The following is a 22,269-nucleotide window of genomic DNA, read 5'->3' on the forward strand; positions in this document are numbered from 1 at the left end:
TTAGTGTACAGCAGAGAAGCGCACGTTAGCAGGAGGACAATTATGAATACCAGAATAGAGATATTAACGATGTGTATGGTATGGGACAAAATGAATGATCAGGTGCTGCTTATGAATCGGCCGGATCGCAAAGGATTTCCGGGATACATCGCACCTGGAGGAAAGGTAGATTTTCCAGAGAGTATCGTGGATGGTGCCGTGCGAGAGGTTTTGGAGGAGACGGGACTAGCGGTTAATGAGATTACGTATAAAGGACTTGATGAGTTCTGTGATCCCGAACAAGGATTGCGGTACATGGTATTCAACTATTTGGCAACTTCATTTGAGGGTCAATTATTGCAAGATCCGCCCGAAGGCGAACTGTTATGGGTGCCTATGAAGCAGGTGTTGGATTTACCTATGCAGGATTGGTTTGCTGAACGTATCCCGCGTTTTTTCAAGGCGGGTACCTTTGAGCGGAGCGTGATCTGGGAGAAGTCATCCGGACGTACTCTGCAAGAGACATTTATGGTGTATAGCGATTCGGTTCTTGAACAGAGTGAAGTTAGATAAGCCGATAGAAAGGTTGGATACAGCATGTAAAATTTCCATTACATGATGGATCATATTGTATCATCCCTATCTATATATTTATATCCATATATTATGATATAATGAAGTTTACTTTTTTTATGGGAGATGACGAGAGACATTATCAAAATCAATCCGGATCAGAAAGTGGTTAATAGATTGAGTGAACTAGTTTGTTGGAACGAAGAATAATATATTTGTAGATTCGCCATACATAGGCTTCTGCAAACAGGACGTAAATGAATATTGTACGATGAAAAGGTGGAGATTGGCATGAAATTGTCGTTCCGGATTTTGGACTGGGAAGAAGAGAAACCGTATGAGCTCTTATTGATGGCTGATCCTTCAAAAGCGATTGTTGACGAATACCTGAGCCGGGGTGTTTGTTTTATTGCCGAGTATGAAGGAGAGATGGTTGGGGAGTTCGTATTGTTGAAGACTCGTCCGGAGACTGCGGAGATTGTTAATATTGCCGTACAGGAAGAACTGCAGGGACAAGGGGTAGGCAAACATATGATTAAGGAAGCGATGGAAGCTGCACGGAGACTGGGCTGCCGAATTCTCGAGATTGGGACAGGTAACTCAAGCTTTCATCAATTGAAATTATACCAACGTTGTGGTTTTCGCATTATCGGGGTCGATCGTGACTTCTTTGTGAGGCACTATGAGGAAGAGATTATAGAGGACGGTATCCGCTGTGTGGATATGATCCGTATGGCCATAGATCTGGATGCTGTTACAGAGGATGAGAAGAAATAGGAGATATTCGCTGGGAGTAAGGACCATCTTACAGACGAGGGGAAGAGATGTAAGTGCAACGGTATACGCATATTGGGGTATATGGCTTGGTCGCTTGGGAGCACCAATTCCTGTTGATTCATAAGGCTCGCGGAGCATATCAAGGGAAATGGGATTTACCAGGCGGAAGGCTGGAATTTGGTGAGCGGCCAGAAACTGCTCTTCATCGTGAGATTGAAGAAGAAACGGGCCTAACCCATTTACAATTGGTAATTCGTTCTGCGGAGTCTAGTCTACTTGAATGGGTGCATCAAGGTGAGCCGGAAGAGTTGCACCACATCGGGATGTTGTATGATGTCGTTTTGACCGCAACCAGTCAGCCGAATCGTATCAAAAAGCAACCCGATGGTGAAGATTCATTGGGCGCAGAGTGGTTTACACTGGAGCAGGTTAGAAGTCTTTCCCTAACGCCGTTTGCAGAGTATATGATTAGTCAAAGTAGAGCTTGATGCGCATCATCAACTATATTGTTGACTCAAACTTGCTGTATCCAAAGAAGCTGCTCGGATCGTTTATGTCTGGGCTGGCTTTTTTCTGTTGGACTTCTGAAGAAAAATCCAATTATTTGTTGAATGTGATGTCAATTGGTTAATGTTTAACTTGACGGTTTGTTTTTGAACATAATGGACCACAATTCAATTAAGGAGGTAAAATGGGAGATCGTATGCCTATTTGCTGTAATTAATCGTTCGTTGTTCTACTCAAATTGCTCGATTTATTCGATTCATCTAATTTATGCATCAATTGAACTAAAAATAGGAAATGCTCCTGAGCGTAAAAGTTTATAGAATAGATATTAGAACACGGACTTCACTTGAAGAAGAGGAGAAGGTGTAACCTTCGAACGGATCAGGACAGTATTCGACATCTGTGCGACGGTATATACAATCATTGTTTTACTTTGATTTTGAAAACGCAGACAAACCTTGACGGGAGCGTCGGACTAACGTTACTACCACCAACAGCACGATTATTGGACTTCATGAAAAATTTCGCTTAAAATGTTGAACGAACGCAAATTACGGCTTAGTCAATGATTTCCGTCAAAAACTTATGACTAAATCAAGACGGAGGGAACGTCGATGACGATCGTGGAAGGCAACAAGAAGCCCTGGGAAAGTTACTATGGCCCCAATATGGGATACGTACAGGAACAATATGAATTATTCACTCAAGACCCTGGTTCGGTTACACCGGCCTATCGGGAATTATTTGAACAATGGGGTGCACCGCCGATGTCTGGCACGGATGCACGTACAACTTCGAATTTCGGCAACGCCCAATCGGCTTCCGGAAACGTAGACATTCAATTATTACAGAAAGCGGTTACAGCGGGCAAACTGGTATGGAATATCCGTACGTATGGTCATCTTGCTGCAGATATAGATCCGCTTGGAATCAGTGAAGATACAGATACATCTTTGCTGGAGCCCCAGCATTTTGAATTAAACGAAGAAGATCTGAAAGCTCTACCTGCTTCCCTGATCTGGGAAGGTGCAGATGGGCAGACAGCAACCGGATGGGATGCAATCCAGCGCTTGCGTCAGATTTACACTGGACCCATGGCCTATGAGTTCAGTCATGTGCACGAAGTTCAAGAGCGTGAGTGGCTGAATCGCCGTGCGGAATCTCGGACATCACCTGCCCCGCTTACGCCGAAGGAACGCAAGACGTTGCTGGAGCGTTTGGTGGAAGTCGAGCAGTTTGAGGATTACCTTCACAAAACTTTTGTTGGGCAGAAACGTTTCTCCATCGAGGGTAACGATGTGCTTGTACCGATGCTGGATGAGGCTGTTCGCATCATGGCAGAAGCCGGATCAAGCCACATTTTGATGGGGATGGCTCACCGTGGGCGGTTGAATGTACTGGCTCATGTATTGGGCAAACCGTACAGCAAGATTTTCTCTGAATTCCATCATGCTCCGAATAAAGACATGGTTCCATCGGAAGGTTCAACCGGAATTAACTATGGTTGGACGGGGGATGTCAAATATCACATGGGTGCCAACCGTTTTGTGAAAGACGGTGAGACTGTGCAAGCCCGTCTTACTTTGGCGAATAACCCGAGCCATCTGGAATACGTCAATCCGGTTGTACAAGGGTTTGCGCGTGCGGCTCAGGATGACCGTCGTGACCCTGGGTATCCGAAGCAGGACGTAACGAAGGCAGCCACCATTTTGATGCATGGTGACGCAGCATTCCCTGGAGAGGGGATCGTTGCAGAGACGCTAAACTTCAAAGCTCTGCCAGGTTATCAGAATGGCGGAACTATTCATATTATCGTTAACAACCGTCTGGGCTTCACTACAGATAGCAGTGATTCCCGTTCAACGTACTACGCAAGTGACCTTGCCAAGGGGTACGAAATTCCGATTGTACACGTGAATGCGGACAATCCGGAAGCGTGTATTGCAGCCATTCGTATGGCGGCAGAGTATCGCAATCGTTTCAAAAAGGATTTCCTGATCGACTTGATCGGTTACCGTCGTTACGGCCATAATGAAACGGATGATCCTGAAACGACGCAACCTACCGTTTATGACAAGGTGAAAAACCATCCAACGGTAAGCCACTTGTATCAGGATCACTTGAAGCAAGAATCGGTTATCGATGATGCGTCTATTGCGAGCATTCGCGATGGAGTAATGAACAAATTAAAAGAAGCTTATGACCAGATGAAGAAAAATGAAGTACATGAATATTACCAACGAAAAATCAGCGAGCCGGAAGCTGTTACGATTACGCCAACTGCGGTACCACTGGAAAATCTGCGCAGCATTAATGCCGATCTGCTGAAATGGCCTGAGAATTTCAATGTGTATCCGAAGTTGCAGCGGATTTTGCAGCGCCGGAGCACTTCCCTGAACGAAGGGGAAAAAGTAGATTGGAGCCTTGCGGAGACACTCGCATTTGCAACCATTCTGGCAGATGGCAAGCCAATTCGGATTAGTGGACAGGATGCCGAGCGAGCTACATTCGCTCACCGGAATCTGGTGTTGCACGATTCGGAGAATGGAGCAAAGTTCTGCCCGTTGCATCACTTGCCACAGGCAAGAGCATCCTTTGCAATCTATAACAGTCCGTTATCAGAAGAATCCGTTGTTGGATTCGAATACGGATATAACGTATATTCACCAGATACACTGGTTATCTGGGAAGCCCAATTTGGTGACTTTGCCAACTGTGCACAGGTTATTTTTGACCAGTTTGTATCAGCCGGTCGCGCCAAGTGGTCTCAGAAATCCAGTCTGGTTATGTTGCTTCCACATGCGAATGAGGGTCAGGGACCTGAGCATACAAGTGCTCGTCTTGAACGCTTCCTGCAGCTTTGTGCAGAAGACAACATGACGGTTGCCAACTTGTCGAGTGCTTCCCAGTACTTCCACTTGTTGCGTCGTCAAGCTTCGTTGACTGAAACGGAAGATGCTCGTCCACTTGTGATGATGTCACCGAAAAGTCTCATTCGGAATCCGCGTGTTGCATCACCAGCAGTCGAATTCAGCGAAGGCAAGTTTGAGCTTGTGCTGGAGCAAGCTGGACTGGGTACACAGCCGGATCGCGTGGAGCGCATTATTTTGTGCAGTGGCAAGATGGCCATTGACCTCGAAGATGCTTTTGAAAAGGATAAAGCAGATTGGTCATGGCTTCACATTATTCGTGTGGAACAGCTGTATCCGTTCCCGGCAGAAGAGATCAAACGTGTACTCGCACGTTTCAGCAATGTAAAAGAGCTGGTATGGGTGCAGGAAGAAAACAAAAACATGGGTGCCTGGACATACATGGAGCCTCGTCTTCGTGAAGTCGCCCCGGAAGGCACAACCGTTAGATACGAAGGTCGCCCGGAACATGCAAGTCCTTCCAGCGGTTATCAACTTGTGCATAGTATGGAACAGCAACAGATTATTACATCTGCGTTGAAGCAAACGACGAAGAATAATATTCCACTGGGGAGGTAACAGCTGTGAGTGAAATTAAAGTACCTGCAATGGGTGAGTCAATAACTGAGGGAACTGTATCCAGATGGATGGTCAAAGAAGGGGATACCGTTAATCAGGGTGATGTGCTTCTTGAACTGGAAACGGACAAAGTAAATATCGAAATCAGCGCAGAAGAAAGTGGCGTGCTGGAGAAGATCATTCGTCAGGAAGGGGAGACGGTAGAGATCGGTGAAACGATCGGTACACTCTCGGCTGGATCTGGAGGAGGAAGCGGTGCACCCGCTTCCGAACCGGCAGCAGCTGAAGAGAAAAAGGCCGCTACGCCTGCACCTGAAGCTCCAACACCACCGGCACCTGTTGCGGCAGCACCAGAGTCATCCGATAGTGGCAAGACAGCTTCACCATCTGCCCGTAAATTGGCACGTGAGCGTGGTATCGAGTTGGATCAGGTTCAGAGCAAAGATCCGATTGGACGGGTATACCAGGATGATGTGAAGAGCCATAGCAATCAGGCGCCTGCTCCTCCACCTGCAACTAAAGCTCCAGCGGCATCAAGTGCTCCGGCAGCGGGAAGTTCCACCTATACCAAACCAGTGGAGCGTCAACGCATGTCTCGTCGCCGTGCGACCATTGCCAAACGTCTGGTAGAGGCTCAGCAGACAGCAGCCATGTTGACTACGTTTAATGAAGTAGATATGACTGCGATCATGGATGTACGTAAACGCCGTAAGGACAAGTTCAAAGAGAAGCATGAGATCAACTTGGGCTTCATGTCCTTCTTCACCAAAGCAGTTGTGGGAGCTTTGAAAAAGTTCCCGACAATTAACGCAGAGATTGATGGCGAAGATGTTGTACTCAAGAAGTATTATGATATCGGCATCGCCGTATCTGCGAAGGAAGGACTGGTTGTACCTGTTGTACGTGATGCTGATCGTCTGGGTTTTGCCGAGATCGAGAAGAGCATTGCGGACCTGGCATCCAAAGCTCGTTCCAATACGCTGGCATTGTCTGATCTGCAAGGTGGAACGTTCACCATCACCAATGGTGGAACATTTGGTTCCTTGTTATCTACACCAATCCTGAATACACCTCAAGTAGGTATTTTGGGGATGCATAAGATTCAGCTTCGTCCAGTGGCAATTGATGCAGAGCGGATGGAGAATCGTCCGATGATGTACATCGCGTTGTCCTATGATCACCGGATTATCGACGGCAGTGAAGCCGTACGTTTCCTGGTGACCGTAAAAGAACTGCTTGAAGACCCGGAATCGCTGTTAATTGAAGGTTAATCCATAAGGTTTGATCATAGCTATTATTCATATTGTTTAACAAGAAAGCCCCTGAACTGGAGCGCAGCGTGAGCTGTACACATCCGATTCAGGGGCTTCTTGTAATTGGTTATATAGTTTTCAGATCATTTATATAGTGTCAGCCATCTCAGCAGGGCTCACTGCATCGTCGTGTTCACTAGAGTTAGGTGTATTCCGCTCTAGCCAGCTCACAACGTGCTGGGCCACTTCTGTTCGGTTCGTCTCATGCAGCATTTCATGGCGCCCACCTGGATACAGGTGGTACTCAATATTCTCCAGATGAAGCTTCTTATACTGAGAGACCAGATTAAGAACGCCTTTGCCATGAAGTCCAACAGGGTCCTTCTCACCGGAGAACAGATAAACGGGTTTATGTTTAGGTATGCGCTCCATATTGTGTGGAAGATGAACTTCAAGCAGCAATTTGAAGAAATCGCGGAAGAATCCTGCTGTACAGACCGCTCCGCACATGGGATCATCAATAAATCGTTGAACCTCTTGCGTGTCCCGGGACAACCAGTCAAACGGAGTCGTCGCAGGGCGGAAAGAGCGGTTAAATCCACCGAATACAATCGCATTAAGCAGCATGCTGGGATGAGTAGCCCCCTGAATGCCACACTGCAAGAAGGCCAGTTTCTCTCCAAACCGGAGAAGACCACGTCTGCCATTGGTCCCGGATAAAATAAAGGCATGGTACCGCTCATGACCAGCGTACATGAGATGTTGTACCAAGAACGAGCCCATACTGTGCCCCATTAGAAACAGAGGCACCCCAGGGTTCTCCTTGGCGGCTACTTCGCCCAGATTGATCATATCACTTGCCATCCAGCGGAAGGCATCGATTCCAGCATTACCGAGCAAGCTGGCATTCTCCACGGTTTTGCCATGACCCCGATGGTCATTGGCATAGACCGCGTAACCGTGTCGGGTAAGAGTGTCGGCAAACTCGGCGTATCGGGCTGCAGTCTCACCCATGCCGTGTGCGATTTGCACGACGCCCTTAACATTGCATTCCGGATCGGGAAGCCAGCGGTACACATGAATACGGGTACCTTCACTACCGACCAAGGCAAAGGTAGATTCCTGCATCTCGTGTAATTCCTCCTTCACAGGTTACATATAAGCTTGATTTATGGCAGGTAAGAGCGAAGAACAGTGGTATTTCCATCTAATGTATAGGAACCCAGATTGGCTGGCAAGAGATAACATTGTCCGGCTTTCAATTCAATGTTGTCTGATTCAGCATGTGCCCACGACAGCGTTCCTTCGCCTTCACAGACAACGAGAATCGTGAAGCTATCAGGATTGGTGGAGAGTTCCCAACGTTCAGTCACGATGCCTTTTTCGACCACAAAATAAGGGCATTCCGCAAGCTTGAGCCATTCACCAGGAGTAGCGTTGTTTGTTTTCATTGTTGAGGCACCTGCGCCCTCATAGGCGGTTACATTCAACGAGTCTTCAACATGCAACTCACGTGGCTTGCCATCCAGCCCTGGACGATTGTAATCGTAGATCCGATACGTCGTATCCGAGTTTTGCTGAATCTCAGCGACAACCACACCCGCACAGAGCGCATGTACCGTTCCTGCAGGGATAAAGAACGTATCACCAGCTTCAACAGGAACCTGACGAAGGGTATCCATCACCGTACCGTTCTCCAATGCTTCTTTCAATGTTGCACGGTCCACACCTTCATTTAAGCCATAGATGATGTGTGCGCCCGGTTTTGCGTCGAGTACATACCACATTTCTGTTTTGCCAAGCTCGCCAGGAGGAAGTGCCTCGTACTCGTCTGTCGGATGAACCTGAACGGACAGGTCATCGTTGCAGTCGAGCAATTTAATCAAAAGGGGGAAACGTCCACCTTTCTCGGAAACGCCTTTGGTCCCAAGCCATTCGGTGCCCAGCTGTTCACGAACTTCATCCAGACCCTTGCCAGCAAGTGCTCCATTTAATACCTTGGTTGTACCATTGGGATGATCTGCAATCATCCAGCCTTCTCCAATATGTCCTTCAGGGGGCGTAAGGCCAAATTGCTCCAGCGCACGACCGCCCCACACACGTTCTTTGAATTCAGGTTGGAATTGTAATGGGTATGGCGTAGACATCAGTAATCTCTCCTCTAGTATATGAAATGGTGGATCGCTTTAATCAGTCATGGGCATGTAGTCGCCATGAACAAACAAGTGAATACGTTTGCATATGTGTATGTAGAACACAGATCGCAGTAAGAGAACGCCAGTAATGGCTCACCTTGCGACTGTGTCTAGTTTATTGTATTTGGTGAACAAAGGAAATTATTTTTTCTCGATTCCGATCAGAAAAGGAGAAGTCTCTCGCTGTAATTGGCGATACATCACGACCTGTGCCTGTTCTACCGGCAGGGCAGAAGACCATTCCAATACAGCTTCTGCTTCCTGTGCCCCTCCGTCATGACCGGGGTAGAGCACAACCGTAATGATCCCGCGAGTACGTAATAAAGCGAGTGCGGCTTCGAGTGCAGCGATCGTGCTGTCTGTCTCGGTGATGATCGAGGAATCTGCACTTTCTGAAGGCAGGTACCCCAGATTGAACATGACCGCCCCAACTTCACCAACCCATGACTCAGGCACCGCTTCTGCCATTCGTTCATGGCTTAGTTGAAGCATGGAGATGGAGCCAAGCTTGGCTTCGTCGTCTTGTTTTCGAATCCGAGCCTGTGCCAGCGTGAGGGCCTCACTTTGAATATCAAATCCAATGACTTGACCACGTCTGCCTACTTGTTGTGCCAGAAATAGTGTGTCTGCTCCTGTGCCGACGGTTGCATCTATGGCCAGATCACCTGGCTGCAGACGGGAAGCAATCCACTGATGCGCACAGCTGAGAACTGAAAGAAAGCCCATCTATGCTCGCCTCCAATACTTACCTTGCCAGGAATCCCGCTCTCGCAGCTCACGATCAATGGAGTTCAACACTTCCCATTTGTTCATAGACCACATCGGTCCAATCAGCAGATCACGCGGTGCGTCCCCTGTAAGGCGGTGTACAATCATTTCCGGTGGAAGCATCTCCAGTGTATCTACGATCAGCTTAATATACTCGTTCTGATCCAGAAAACGTAAAAGACCGGCTTCGTATTGCTTTACCATTGGTGTTTTGCGCATCAGATGCAGCAGGTGAATCTTGATGCCCTGTACATCCATGTTGGCGACGGCACGTCCAGTATCCAGCATCATTTCATGCGTCTCTTGAGGCAGACCATATATGATATGTGTGCACACACGTATATTCCGTTTGCGCAGTTTCTCAACGGCTTCTTCGTAACACTTCGTGTCGTGCGCCCGATTGATCAATGTCGATGTGGAATCATGGATGGTTTGCAGCCCCATCTCAACCCACAGGTAGGTGCGCTCGTTCAGTTCAGCCAAATAATCAACGACGTCATCTGGCAAACAGTCCGGGCGAGTGGCGATGGACAAACCAACAACACCGGGTTGCTCTAGAATTTCTTCAAAATATTCGCGCAGCTCCTCAACCGGAGCATACGTGTTGGTATAGGCTTGGAAGTAGCCAATATAATGGGCTGTAGGCCACTTGAGATGTTGTTTATCTCTTATCGTATTGAACTGGGTGACCAGATCTTCACGTCTGCTACCAGCAAAATCACCTGATCCACGCGCACTGCAGAAGGTGCAGCCACCTTTGGCAATTGAACCGTCACGGTTCGGACAGGTGAAGCCGGCATCCAGCATCACTTTGAAAACCTTATTGTTAAATTGGTCGCGCATCTCGTAATTCCAGGTATGGAATCGTTTATCTCCCCACAGAAGAGGGGGCTGTAATGCAGGTGCATTCATCTTTAAGGTACTCCTTTGGCAGTCGAATTACAGTAATCATACGTGAACAAAAGAAGAAGCGCTATGCGATTTCCGTCAATGACGATCGATAGCGATTATTGGTGTCTTCATGAACATGTATCATTGTATCAAAAAACTGAAAAAAAAGGGAATCGAAACGCAAAAACAGGCCGTAAAATCAAGGTTTTCTGCTTGCTATAGTTTACACCTTGTGTTATATTTAAATCAACGTCAGACACCATCTAATGGGTATTATTCATCATAGCATTTGAATCAACGTTGACGTCATGGACCATACTATACCGTGAGGTGATATGAATGAATTCCCAAGTTAAAAACAATGAATTGAATCATGTGTCTGTTGAATTGACGGCAGAAGAAGCCCTGGCATTAACAGGTGTTCGTTTTAATGGAAATCCGAAAGTGAAAGCGGCTGCAAGACAAAAAGTTCGCGATGCTTTCGAAAAGACATTTGATTTTTCACACCAAGATAAGGTAGACTATGAACTACTAAAGTAGTTGGACCCCAATTCCAAATAAATCGAAGAGGGAATCTTTGAGATTTGCCCAAAGTGGCAGATCCGAAGATTCCCTTTTCATTGCTCTTTACAATTTGCCGGTTCTTCGGCAAAATAAGTCTGAGACAAGTATGGGACAAACGGAGGAATAAAATGCGTTTACGTGGCAGAAAAGGGATAAGAGAAAATCTGGAGCAACAAGTCGATCTTGTTGTACTGGACCCCAAGCAGCACAAAGGAAAATGGTCGGAACTGTTTGGCAATGACCATCCGATCTTCGTGGAATTTGGTATGGGTAAAGGGCAATTTATCAGCCAAATGAGTTATAAATATCCGGAATTCAATTTTATCGGTATTGATATGTATGATGAACTGGTACGACGTGCCAGTGAGAAAGCTCGTAATGCATGGAGTCAGGCTGATGTGGAGACACCTCCGAACTTGAAGCTTGCGCTGGCGAATATTGAACAGATTGAAGAAGTTTTTGAGCCGGAAGAACTGGAACGCATTTATTTGAACTTCAGTGATCCTTGGCCAAAAGCAAAGCATGCACGCCGTCGGTTGACGCACCCGCGTTTCCTGAAGAAATATACGGAACTGCTTAATCCAAAAGGACAGATCCATTTCAAAACCGACTCGGAGACACTGTTTGATTTCTCACTCAACGCCATTTCCGACTTTGGTCTGCAAATGACGAATCTGTCTTTGAACCTGCATCGCGATGGATTGAACGAAGAACATGTAATGACCGAGTACGAGCAGAAATTCATGGGCAAAGGCATGAACATTCACCGCGTTGAAGTGATCGTTGGTGAAGAGGCCTTGCGTGAGTATCAGCAGATACGTCTGGACAAGTATAAAGTTCGTGAAGCTTCGGATGAGTCTGGCGAAGAATAGGAACAGGAATAAAATAAAATTAAATTTATATAAGAAGAGCGACTGATGAGGTGAATGATTCATTCTCATAGGTCGCTCTTTTTTTGAATTTACAATCGATGTACATTACTCCATAAACTCATGTCTGGTATGATTTCAAAAGTTCTCTGAATGGAATTCTTTGCGGCGATAATCGTTCGGTGTAACACCGTTGAACTTTTTGAACATGCGGTAGAAGTAGGAACTGTTGGTGAACCCGGTTCTCTCGGCAATATCGGCAACGGAATTCTCAGTCTCTACCAGCAGATGCTGAGCTTTAGCTATCCGGGTTTCGTTAATTACATCCGTGAGCCCTTTCAGGGTGAGCTGTTTGTAGAGCCTGCTCACATAGATGGGCGACATGCCCAGTTCATCTGCAATCGAGGTTAGACAGAGATTGGGATCAGCATAGTCCCGCTCTATAATGCCATTGATTCTACGAATCAACTCTTCATGCTTCAGTGTGCGTTTCTCCTCGACTTTGGAACCAAGCTCATCAAACATCCGATAGAAGTGTTCATGTACTTCACTGATGTCTTCAGCGTCTTTGACAGGCAGCATTAAACCATCGGAGACGGAATCAAGCGTGAGCTGATTGTTCTTCTTGAGGGTATTTCGTACATGATTCAATGTCATCGTCAGATGGGATAAAGCTAGCTGGAAGACGGTAAACGGATAGGCGGCTGTCTCGCCGACGATGTCTGCATAGACTTGTTTGGCTTCTCTCGTCTTGCCTGTCATTAGATAATCGACAAGTTGTCTTTCCTTACCTGCCGGGAATGCGTATTCTTTCGTGTGATAAGCCATGATGTCAGCGGTATAGATTAGACAGCCTGGTCCCATGAACAAACGATGCAGTGAAGCTTCGGCTGATCTGGTGTAGGATGCAATACTGTCTTCCAATGAATCTTCTTCCGTGCCGATGGTGCAGGAGATGGAGCATTTTAAATGGGTCATTACAGCAGCCTGCATCATACGTAGCAATTCTTCGATCCGGTTAGGAGCAGGTTGGCCAAGTTGAGGGATTTCTTCTTTTTCATTGAAGATGAGTGTAATCAGATCGCGGCCCATGTCCACCGCTTCCGCATTATAGTGGAGATCAGCCGTCTCGGTGCATATGTTCATCATGGCGTATTTTACAAGCTGGGTCTCGTCACGATACGTTTCATTGAATTCGGTAAAATGGTCAATCCGCAGTAATACTAGCCTGGAAGCACGTTGAACGTCAATGGAGGAACCATAGAACTTCATTCGTTCTTCCAGCATACCTCCGGTTACTGTTTCACGACCCTGCAGAGCTCCTCGCAGAAAATCCTGCCGTAACAAATGAAGACTGCCACGTCGCTCCGCTTCCATCACACGCAAACGAACAAGCACCTTATCAATGGGATGATATAGTTTTCGCGACACAAGGTAAGAGAGCAGCAAGCCTGCGATGAGAAGTCCGACACAAAACAGAATGGTATGTGTACGCATACTCCGTATATCTGAGGTAATCAGATCATACGGTGTTATTCTCACATAACGCCAGCCCAGGTCATCGGGAGCGGTGTACGTAATGAGTGATTTTTCTCCGTCGACCTCCTCCGTAAAGTAAGCGGACTGCTGCATGTCCTGCATGATCGGCTGCATGAATGCTTCGCTGGAGAGATTTTTCATCAATGCACGGTCGCCAAAGTCAGATAAAAGGTCTCCATTCTCATTCACGATAAAAGTCTTGCCTGGTTGATCCACAGCATTCATATTCGGACTGAGCCAATCATCCTTGATATTAACGATGACGGCATAGTTTAGTTTGGCGTTGTCATTGATTGTGTCATAACAGAGATAGGTGTAGCTGTTAACCTCTGTCGCTTCGGTAGAACCGACCTGATATGTACGCGGGATGGGCACAAAAGGTTTATAGTCATGGAAGCTCTGAAGGATACTTGTAATCCCCTGATCGTCGATCTCCGCGAAGGACTGTTGCCCATTGCGCACGTCGGAACTGATAAAGAACTCATTGCTTTTGGAGTTATATACATAGATGGATTCGATAAAAGGAAGGGACATACGGTAGTTGTCGAGCTGCTCCATCGCCGATGTGATCTCATAGATATTGGGTTTGGAATAGAGTAGTAATGAAGAGATGGTGTAGTCTTGATAAATCTGATATGACAATGATTTTGCAGTCTCGGTCATTTTGGCCACTTCACGGCTGGTTTGAGTAAGACTGTTCATATCTGTCCGATATACTTGGCGAAGAGCAATACGATTATAATTGACGTACAAAATAGAGGAAGCCACAAGCAAGGTAGCGATAGTGCTGATAATAATGCCGATCAGAATTCGTGTAAAGACCATCTGACTGTCCTCTGAACGTTTACGCATTCTCTTTCCCCCTCGGACCTCCTGTATTGGGTGAACAACGTAGAACTTCATATACATACGCTAGATTTCATATATGGATGAGCAGAAGAGCAAGAGTATCTTGAATTATATATTATGTATGCGTTTACATCAATGCTGGACGGGCCGTTTTGCCTGCTTTCTCTATATAAAGTTCAACTTTCGCTGGATTGTTCACTAGGTTTAGCCTATGCACGATATCAACATTTGTGAACGGATGTGTGTTCATTTCATGGTTCGTTCGTTTTGTTCATAGTTCATTTCGCAGAATCGTTCATTTTCTGACGGGAAGCTTCAGTATCGGTGAGCGGAGCGAGCATCTACAATAAAAAGAGAGCTCCACCAGGCAGCACCGCAAGAAATTCGGGAGGGATCGAGCCATGCTCAAAGAATTGAACAAGAACAAAATCATGTTTCTGATGCTGTTGCCCACGCTGATCTTTTTTCTGATTAACTCGTATTTTCCGATGGTCGGCATCTATTATGCGTTTACCCGGTATGATTTTGAAGGAGGATTATTCGGCAGTCCATTTGTCGGTCTGGAGAACTTTAAGTTCCTATGGCAATCGGGAATGCTGCTGAAGCTCACAACCAACACCGTGGGTTACAATCTCGCCTTCATTATATTAGGAAACGGTCTGGCGATCTTCTGTGCGATCATGCTTAGCGAAATCCGAGGCAGGTTATTCAAAAAAATTACGCAATCCGTCATGTTCTTGCCGTATTTCATCTCGTTTGTACTATTAAGTGTAATCGCTTACAACATGTTTAACTACGAGTCGGGTTTCGTGAACACGGTGCTCAAGCGTTTCGAGGCTGGCCCGGTCGATATTTATAACACACCCTGGATCTGGGTGTTCCTGATCATCATCTTTTATCTTTGGAAAAATCTTGGATACAGCATGGTCATCTATCTGGCTGCTATAACGGGGATCAGTGACGAGTATTACGAGGCTGCCCGGATCGACGGGGCCAATATTTTTCAGCGGATCTGGTACATCACGGTGCCGATGCTGAAGCCAACCTTTGTCATCCTGCTGTTGTTCTCACTTGGCAGCATTATGAAGGGACAGTTCGACCTGTTCTATCAACTGATCGGCAACAACGGGGTGCTGTACAACGCGACAGATATCATCGATACGTATGTATATCGTTCACTGAAAGTAACGTTTGATATCGGGATGGCAACTGCTGCCGGTTTGTATCAGTCGTTATTCGGATTCATTTTGATCATGACCGTCAACTATATTATCCGCAAAGTAAATGAGGACTACGCCTTGTTCTAGAACGCCCGCAGGGCAGGAGGGAGAACGATCATGAACACGCCAATGAATACTCACACGCGTGCGAATACGCGTCTTAGAGATTCCGAATTCACCTTCATGTTTCAACTAATTGCCTACAGTGTCATCATCATTTTATCGATCATGTGTTTGATACCGTTTCTGCTCATTCTATCCGGTTCATTCAGCAGCAACGAGTCCATTGTGAGGGATGGTTATCACCTCTTTCCGACGGACTTTTCCCTGGAAGGCTACAAAATGGTGTTCAAATTCCCGACCCAGGTACTCAAGGCTTATGGGGTAACGGTCTTTACAACGGTGGTGGGGACTACCCTTGGACTTTTCCTCATCACGATGGCCGGATTTGTGCTCCAACGTAAGGACTTTAAGTATCGAAATACCTTCTCGTTTTTTATCTACTTCACAACGTTGTTTGGTGGGGGACTCGTGCCTTGGTACATTATGCTGGCGAACTACTTCAATCTTACGGATACGTACACGGTACTGATTTTCCCGGGGTTGATGACGCCATTTCTCATTATCCTGATGAAAAACTTTATTCGTTCGGCTGTGCCGGATGAGTTGATTGAGTCCGCCAAAATTGATGGAGCGAATGACTTCCGCATCTATTTCAGCATAGTGTTGAAACTGGCGATGCCTGGTATCGCAACCGTAGGTCTGTTTCTGGCACTAGGGTACTGGAATGACTGGTTTACTTCATCCCTTTTCATTAACAACCCGGATATGTACCAGCTGCAATTTTATCTCTATAACACGATGAACACGATTACTTTCATTGACCAGATGGCAATTGGCACAGGGATTACGCTCAGTCAGGATGTGCCTACGGAATCAACCAAGATGGCGATGGCTATCGTTGTGACGGGACCAATTCTGTTCCTGTACCCGTTTGTACAACGTTATTTTGTTAAAGGACTTACCATTGGTGCAGTGAAAGGTTAGAACGTGAACACACTGTGGGTATCAGGCTTCTGGCATCATCTCCGGTCTGAACCATGGCGAGTCTGCGCTAACATATAAAGGTTCACCACAAAAAGGGAGGATGCGTATGCGTAACAAAACAATTCGGCGCCTGTCTCTGGTACTTGCCCTGATGTTATTCGCCGGGGTGCTTGCCGCATGTAATAACGGTTCGGGGGGATCGACGCAAGGAAGTGAGCAGGGAGGAGCATCCGAGAGCAAAGGCGAGAAAGTCACACTTCAATTTTACATGCTTGGGGATGCTCCGAAAGATCTGCCTGTCATTGAATCCGAGATCAATAAGCTGGCTGAGGCTGATCTGAACGTCAATGTGAAATTCAACTACACCTCCTGGACCGACTGGGATCAAAAATATAAACTGCTGCTGTCTTCCGGACAGCCGATCGATCTGATCTTTACAGCGGATTGGACATTCTACCAGTCCTATGCGAAGAAGGGCGCGTTCCTGCCGCTGGATGAAATGCTGCCAACAGCAGCCCCAGCACTGAAGGCTCATGTACCTGAAGATATGTGGAATGCTGTCAAAATCAATGACAAAATCTATACGGTTCCATCGACATGGATTGAGTATGTAACCGAGGGAATTGCGTATCGTGATGACTTGCGCGAGAAGTACAATCTTCCGAAGCCGGAATCGCTGGAGACACTCGAAGCGTATCTGGAGGGCATCAAAGCCAATGAACCGAATATGATCCCGATTGCGGATAGCAATGCCAACCATACCCATGGTATTCGTCAATTGACATCCAAGCTGGTTAATACAGCAGGTCAACTCCCATATGGAATGGATATTATGTATGACACACCATCGACTGTAACGTCCTATTGGGGATCGGCGCAGCATCTGGAAGACCTGAAAACATACAAACGCTGGATGGACAAAGGCTTCTTCCCGAAAAACGTGCTGAATGTAAAGGATACTTCCAACTCGTTGCTGCAAAATGGAAAAGCGGCAGTTGTTCTCTCGGGGGAGAACCCGAACAAATTTAATGCAGATGTCATCAAGGTGCAGTCTACACATCCAGATTGGAAACTGGCTTATTTCCCATATCCGAATGCGAAAGGGTTTGCACAACCGGTTCACCCGATTCACAACGGATTTGCGATTCCGCGTAGCAGTAAAAACCCGGAAAAAGCATTGGCGTTTTATGAGAAGCTCGTGACAGATAAACGCTACAACTGGTTGACTGAATACGGCGTTGAGGGTAAAAACTTTGAGGTAGATAATGGTTACTATAAAATGGTCGGCGATGCACAAACAAACGGCTTCCCACGTGAAGGCATGAATGGCTGGGCATGGCGTAATCCGGAATTCATGCTCTATGATAAAACCTTTGATGATGTCCTGACCATGTTTGAAGATCTCGACAAAATCAAAAAGCCGGATATTTTCACAGGATTTGCTGAAGACTGGACTCCGTACCAAGCCGAGAAGGCTGCATTAGAGCAAGTGGAAAAACAATATTTGTATCCGCTTAATGTGGGATTGGTGGCAGACGTGGAGGCTGGATTGAACACATTTATGGAGAAGGCTAAGCAAGCAGGGTTGGAAAAAATTCAGGCAGAGTACACCAAGCAGTGGCAGGAGTATCTGAAGTCAGCGGGCATCCAATAGTTTGTACTTTCCTTCATACAGAAAAGGTGCCTTCAGATCCGAAGGCACCTTTTCAATGTGGTTGCAGGCTTGTTTAAAGCCGTTGTTTAGAGCTGTGATTGGACCAACCCTGCGGGAAGCAGCCTCCCGTTTGGGATAAAATCATAAACGAGCCTCTTCTGCGGATGAAGGACGAATGTCCTCCAGCAGATCGATGATGCTTTGAGCGCTCTCCATCGGATGAACCTTGGCGATCTCCGCCAGATGGCGTTTGCGTTTACGTACGACATCCGGGTAGTGATGCAACAGCTTGTTCATCCATTTGACCACTACGTCCAGCGAAGTTATGGGTTCACCCAAACCTCTTGCGGTAAAATAATGGACGTTTTCTTCTTCCTGACCAGGTATGGGGTTGTGAAACAACATTGGAATTCCTTTGGCCAAGCCTTCGCTGCAAGTCATTCCACCAGGTTTGGTGATCAGCAGGTCGGAAACTTCCATCAATTTGTCGATTTCGTTCGTGTAGCCAATGATATGGATGTTTTCTTTGCGATACATCGGATTCTGTTCCATGCTGATCCGTGCTTTATCATTGCGACCGAGACAAAAAATGATCTGGATATCTTCATGCCAGCGAGTTAGCAACGGATGGACCAACTTGTCACTTAGCATTCCCCAACCCCCTCCCATTACCAGTACAGTAGGCATGTTCTTGAGGTTGAATCTGCTTCGGATCTCATCTCGTCCCGGATGCTCCCAGAAGTTAGGATGTACAGGAATGCCTGTGACTCGAATTTTGTCTATTGGTACGCCACGCAGCATTAGTTTGGACTTAACCTCATCGGAAGAAACCAGATAAAGGTCTACTTCACGGTTAATCCATGTCCCATGTGCATCATAGTCGGTGATGACTGTGCATAGGGGAACCTGTACACCCAGACGCTTCAATCTGGAAATGACAGCACTTGGGATTGGGTGGGTGCAGACGATCGCATTGGGACGTAGCTGACGCACGACGCTGCGAGTATGTGTATAGAACAGTTTATGCAGCGCCAGCGTTGTCAGCCTGTTCAATGATTTTTTATATTGATGTCTGTATACGTATCCCACGAGTTTGGGTTGGTTGGTAACCGTTTTTTTGTATGCCGTTATAATAAGAGGTGCCATCTTGGGATTTAAAAAACTTCCAAGTTCGAGCACTTTCGTCTGCACGTCTGGCGAGAGTTTTCGCAAATTGCTGGACAGTGCATAGGCGGCTTGAGTATGACCCGTACCAAAGCCTTCAGATAATAGTAATACTCTTTTTTTCTCCACGCTTGCTTCACCTGTTCCTGCTAGGTTTTTCTGAGTCTAACATATCGGCTTTAAGCCCAGAATGCAACTGTTGCAAGTGCGACTAAAGTACCTATTGTGGCACCTGCAAGAACATCGGAAGGGTAGTGTAATCCCAGGTATATTCGAGAGAATCCGACAATAAGGGCCACAGGCAACAATATTAGCAATAAGATCGGATCAGTGGTCATAAATGGAACCGTGACCGAAAAAATGGCAGTCGTGTGTCCTGAAGGAAACGAGTGGTCCGTCAGGGGATTACGAAACGTGATGGTATCCGGCAAGGCCAGATAAGGCCGAATGCGGGGATACAATTTTTTCGCGATGGCTACGGGAATGTGGCTGATCGCAAGAGCGATACAAGCCTGAAGTCCTGTTGTGCTCCATGGAGCCGGAGCGAGCAGCCAGATTAACAAGGATACTGCAATAGAAGAAGTTGCTCCACCCAGATGGGTGAAATAATACAGCCAAAAATTCATAAAACGATTATGAAGTCGGCCGTTGATCCACATAAAAACATTTCGATCATACTCTTGAAACTTTAAGAATAAACGGCTCATATTGGCCTCCTGCCAGTCAGGCCGCCCGTAATGGCGGCAGTATTTCCGGTGATTTTTCTGCATCCGGTTTCGTCCTGATTAGTATATAACCGTTTTTCGTGAACTTGAGGTTATTTCAGGTATATGTTTATCATATTTTTAAATGTTGTCCTTTTCAAGAAGAACACATGTAAAGAACGTAAAATTCATGTTAAAGAGTGGATATATACCCATCTTAACTTTTTGACTTGGGTTAGCCAAAAAAGATACAATGATTCAACATGGCTGAAATGAGGTAAAAAAAATGTGAGTTTTGGTTTAAACTTTTTGAGGTCTGTTTGCGTTATTTGTTATAGAGCCTCTGACGAAGAATAACATGCTGATGAAAAAAGCAGGGACTTTAGAAATAAAAATCAAGTAAACGGCTGAAAATAAGATATAACAGGCATGAATGCGAGGTTGTGGTATCACGAAGTGTCTATTCAGCGTTTAAAGATCACATTTCTGCTTCAGAAAGTGGAATTGGGGTTTTGACAAATGACTGAAAAGAATACAGAATCGATAAAGCAGCCAACTGATAGCAACCAAGCTTTGAAACATTGCCTGATATATTCACGTAGTACACAAAAGAACAGGGTCATATTCTGCAGATCACAAAAAAATAAATTGCAGAATCAGGAAGAGAAATGCTTGAGTAAACTGGGTTTTGAAAAAAAGGGGGTAACAGAGAACGATGTTGGACGCTATATTCGTCACGATGCAGGTCATTCTGGCACTGCTAGCCGTGTACCAATTCACGTTTTCGCTGTTCGGTCTGATTAAGAAAAAGAAAAAGAAACATTATCCGGCGACAAAATCATTCGCTGTACTCGTCGCAGCACACAATGAGGAACAGGTCATTGGTGCCTTGATGGAGAACTTGAAACAACTTGATTATCCGGAAGATCTGTATGATGTGTTCGTCATCTGTGACAACTGTACGGATGGAACGGCTCAAATTGTCAGAGAACATGGGTTGAATGCCTGTGTACGTACCAACGCTGATCTGAGAGGTAAAGGGTATGCCATCGAATGGATGCTTAAATACCTGTGGAAATTGCCACGTCAGTATGACGCAGTTGTTATGTTTGACGCGGATAACCTGGTTGACCGTAACTTCTTGCTTGAGATGAATGATGACTTGAACAATGGTTCGCGTGTTATCCAAGGATACATTGATACGAAAAATCCAGAGGATTCCTGGATCACTGCAGCATACGGTGTATCTTACTGGTACATCAACCGTCTGTGGCAGTTGTCTCGTCATAACTTGAATATGGCGAACTTCCTCGGAGGTACCGGAATGTGCTTCGAGACCAACCTGTTGAAGGAAATTGGCTGGGGCGCAACAAGTCTGGTAGAGGATCTGGAGTTTACGATGCGCAGTGTGCAACGTAATGTGTATCCTGTTTTCAACTATGATGCCAAAGTATTTGATGAGAAGCCATTAACGTTCAAAGCTTCAGCGCGACAACGTCTCCGCTGGATGCAAGGTCACTTTACAGTTGCACGTAGATACTTCTTCCCACTGCTCTGGCAGTCCATTAAGGAAAGAAGTTTGGTGAAATTCGACCTTGCTATCTATGGAGCCAACGTCTATGTTGTATTGCTTACATTCCTGATGACTGCTGCAATGTGGGTAGACATGGCGATATTCAATGGTCCGCACATTGCGAATATTTATGGTTACTTCCCGTTATGGGTCGGATTCGTGGCCATTGGTCTGAATATTCTGACGTTCCTGTTGTCCATGGCGCTGGAGAAGGTTACCTTCGCCAAAGTTTATCTATATCTGATTTTGTTCCCGATTTACCTGTTGTCATGGTACCCGATTACGTTCTACGCTTTCTTTACGCAGAACAACAAGCAGTGGAGTCACACCCAACACACGCGTGTTGTGCGCTTGGATGAGGTACAGAGCAAGCAAGGGTAAGGGACACGCAAGCATGACTTTGTCGGCATCGGATATAACAAATGTATAATTTCAGAAAATAAAGTTGTAGAGATGTTGACAATGCATTTCGTGGATGTTATAGTATTCAAGTGCTTTAAAACGGCTTTGAAACGAATAGCAATGGAATCACAAGTAGAAGTCCGACTTCTCACCTGATCAACATGATGTTGGCTGGTCAACGATCCCAATAATTTATGAAGTGTATACTCATGAAGAATTGTGTTGATTACAGGGATGTCGGTAGCTTGACCGG

Annotated in this window: 18 protein-coding genes; 11 read left to right on the plus strand and 7 right to left on the minus strand. The window is 46.1% G+C overall.

Annotation, left to right across the window (positions count from 1 at the left end; genetic code table 11):
* Positions 1-42 precede the first annotated feature (42 nt).
* From PAHA3_RS02970 to odhB, 5 genes are all read left to right on the plus strand, one after another.
* Positions 43-552 carry an 8-oxo-dGTP diphosphatase gene (locus tag PAHA3_RS02970; protein ID WP_062833407.1) on the plus strand — a complete coding sequence of 170 codons (510 nt, stop codon included), beginning with the start codon at positions 43-45 and terminating at the stop codon, positions 550-552.
* Between the two features lie 291 nt (positions 553-843).
* Entirely contained in the window at positions 844-1,329 is a 486-nt protein-coding gene (locus PAHA3_RS02975; RefSeq protein ID WP_062833408.1) for a GNAT family N-acetyltransferase, read from the plus strand.
* 53 nt (positions 1,330-1,382) lie between these two features.
* Positions 1,383-1,817 (plus strand): NUDIX domain-containing protein, encoded by a 435-nt coding sequence (locus PAHA3_RS02980; RefSeq protein ID WP_062833409.1) that lies wholly within the window; start codon positions 1,383-1,385, stop codon positions 1,815-1,817.
* Between the two features lie 633 nt (positions 1,818-2,450).
* Entirely contained in the window at positions 2,451-5,324 is a 2,874-nt protein-coding gene (locus PAHA3_RS02985; protein WP_062833410.1) for a 2-oxoglutarate dehydrogenase E1 component, read from the plus strand.
* A 5-nt stretch (positions 5,325-5,329) separates the two neighbouring features.
* Positions 5,330-6,595 (plus strand): 2-oxoglutarate dehydrogenase complex dihydrolipoyllysine-residue succinyltransferase, encoded by a 1,266-nt coding sequence (odhB, locus tag PAHA3_RS02990; protein WP_062833411.1) that lies wholly within the window; start codon positions 5,330-5,332, stop codon positions 6,593-6,595.
* Positions 6,596-6,724: 129 nt separating this feature from the next.
* Here odhB and PAHA3_RS02995 read toward each other — a convergent pair whose 3' ends face one another.
* The 4 genes from PAHA3_RS02995 to PAHA3_RS03010 all read right to left on the minus strand — a co-directional run bounded on the left by PAHA3_RS02995 (position 6,725) and on the right by PAHA3_RS03010 (position 10,452).
* Positions 6,725-7,705 carry an alpha/beta fold hydrolase gene (locus PAHA3_RS02995; RefSeq protein WP_062833412.1) on the minus strand — a complete coding sequence of 327 codons (981 nt, stop codon included), beginning with the start codon at positions 7,703-7,705 and terminating at the stop codon, positions 6,725-6,727.
* A gap of 41 nt (positions 7,706-7,746) precedes the next feature.
* On the minus strand, positions 7,747-8,724 hold the full coding sequence (locus tag PAHA3_RS03000; RefSeq protein WP_062833413.1) for a type I phosphomannose isomerase catalytic subunit: 978 nt from the start codon (positions 8,722-8,724) through the stop codon (positions 7,747-7,749).
* 189 nt (positions 8,725-8,913) lie between these two features.
* Entirely contained in the window at positions 8,914-9,498 is a 585-nt protein-coding gene (locus PAHA3_RS03005) for a class I SAM-dependent methyltransferase (RefSeq protein WP_062833414.1), read from the minus strand.
* Positions 9,499-10,452: a TIGR01212 family radical SAM protein gene (locus tag PAHA3_RS03010; RefSeq protein WP_062833415.1), complete on the minus strand. Its 954-nt coding sequence runs from the start codon at positions 10,450-10,452 to the stop codon at positions 9,499-9,501. It abuts the gene before it with no gap.
* Positions 10,453-10,770: 318 nt separating this feature from the next.
* Between PAHA3_RS03010 and PAHA3_RS03015 the strand changes: the two genes are divergently transcribed.
* Together PAHA3_RS03015 and trmB are read left to right on the plus strand one after the other, a co-directional pair.
* Entirely contained in the window at positions 10,771-10,971 is a 201-nt protein-coding gene (locus tag PAHA3_RS03015) for a hypothetical protein (RefSeq protein WP_036610190.1), read from the plus strand.
* A gap of 152 nt (positions 10,972-11,123) precedes the next feature.
* Positions 11,124-11,867 carry a tRNA (guanosine(46)-N7)-methyltransferase TrmB gene (trmB, locus tag PAHA3_RS03020; RefSeq protein ID WP_062833416.1) on the plus strand — a complete coding sequence of 248 codons (744 nt, stop codon included), beginning with the start codon at positions 11,124-11,126 and terminating at the stop codon, positions 11,865-11,867.
* A gap of 135 nt (positions 11,868-12,002) precedes the next feature.
* On the opposite strand, the gene PAHA3_RS03025 is transcribed toward trmB, so the two are convergent.
* Positions 12,003-14,255, minus strand: coding sequence for an AraC family transcriptional regulator (locus PAHA3_RS03025; protein WP_062833417.1), 2,253 nt, complete (start codon positions 14,253-14,255; stop codon positions 12,003-12,005).
* 398 nt (positions 14,256-14,653) lie between these two features.
* Between PAHA3_RS03025 and PAHA3_RS03030 the strand changes: the two genes are divergently transcribed.
* From PAHA3_RS03030 to PAHA3_RS03040, 3 genes are all read left to right on the plus strand, one after another.
* A complete protein-coding gene (locus PAHA3_RS03030) occupies positions 14,654-15,559 on the plus strand; it encodes an ABC transporter permease (protein WP_017689672.1) in 906 nt (301 codons plus the stop codon).
* 96 nt (positions 15,560-15,655) lie between these two features.
* On the plus strand, positions 15,656-16,519 hold the full coding sequence (locus tag PAHA3_RS03035) for a carbohydrate ABC transporter permease (RefSeq protein ID WP_371327924.1): 864 nt from the start codon (positions 15,656-15,658) through the stop codon (positions 16,517-16,519).
* Positions 16,520-16,619: 100 nt separating this feature from the next.
* Complete coding sequence (locus PAHA3_RS03040) at positions 16,620-18,173, plus strand: ABC transporter substrate-binding protein (protein WP_062833418.1); 1,554 nt, start codon at positions 16,620-16,622, stop codon at positions 18,171-18,173.
* Positions 18,174-18,314: 141 nt separating this feature from the next.
* Here PAHA3_RS03040 and PAHA3_RS03045 read toward each other — a convergent pair whose 3' ends face one another.
* Together PAHA3_RS03045 and PAHA3_RS03050 are read right to left on the minus strand one after the other, a co-directional pair.
* Positions 18,315-19,466, minus strand: coding sequence for an MGDG synthase family glycosyltransferase (locus tag PAHA3_RS03045; protein ID WP_062833419.1), 1,152 nt, complete (start codon positions 19,464-19,466; stop codon positions 18,315-18,317).
* 50 nt (positions 19,467-19,516) lie between these two features.
* Complete coding sequence (locus tag PAHA3_RS03050; RefSeq protein WP_062833420.1) at positions 19,517-20,044, minus strand: phosphatase PAP2 family protein; 528 nt, start codon at positions 20,042-20,044, stop codon at positions 19,517-19,519.
* A gap of 712 nt (positions 20,045-20,756) precedes the next feature.
* On the opposite strand from PAHA3_RS03050, the gene PAHA3_RS03055 reads away from it, so the two are divergent.
* Positions 20,757-21,995, plus strand: coding sequence for a glycosyltransferase family 2 protein (locus PAHA3_RS03055; protein ID WP_062833421.1), 1,239 nt, complete (start codon positions 20,757-20,759; stop codon positions 21,993-21,995).
* Positions 21,996-22,269 lie beyond the last annotated feature (274 nt).

Origin of the sequence: Paenibacillus amylolyticus (assembly GCF_001570725.1) — a bacterium.
Classification (GTDB): domain Bacteria; phylum Bacillota; class Bacilli; order Paenibacillales; family Paenibacillaceae; genus Paenibacillus; species Paenibacillus amylolyticus_A.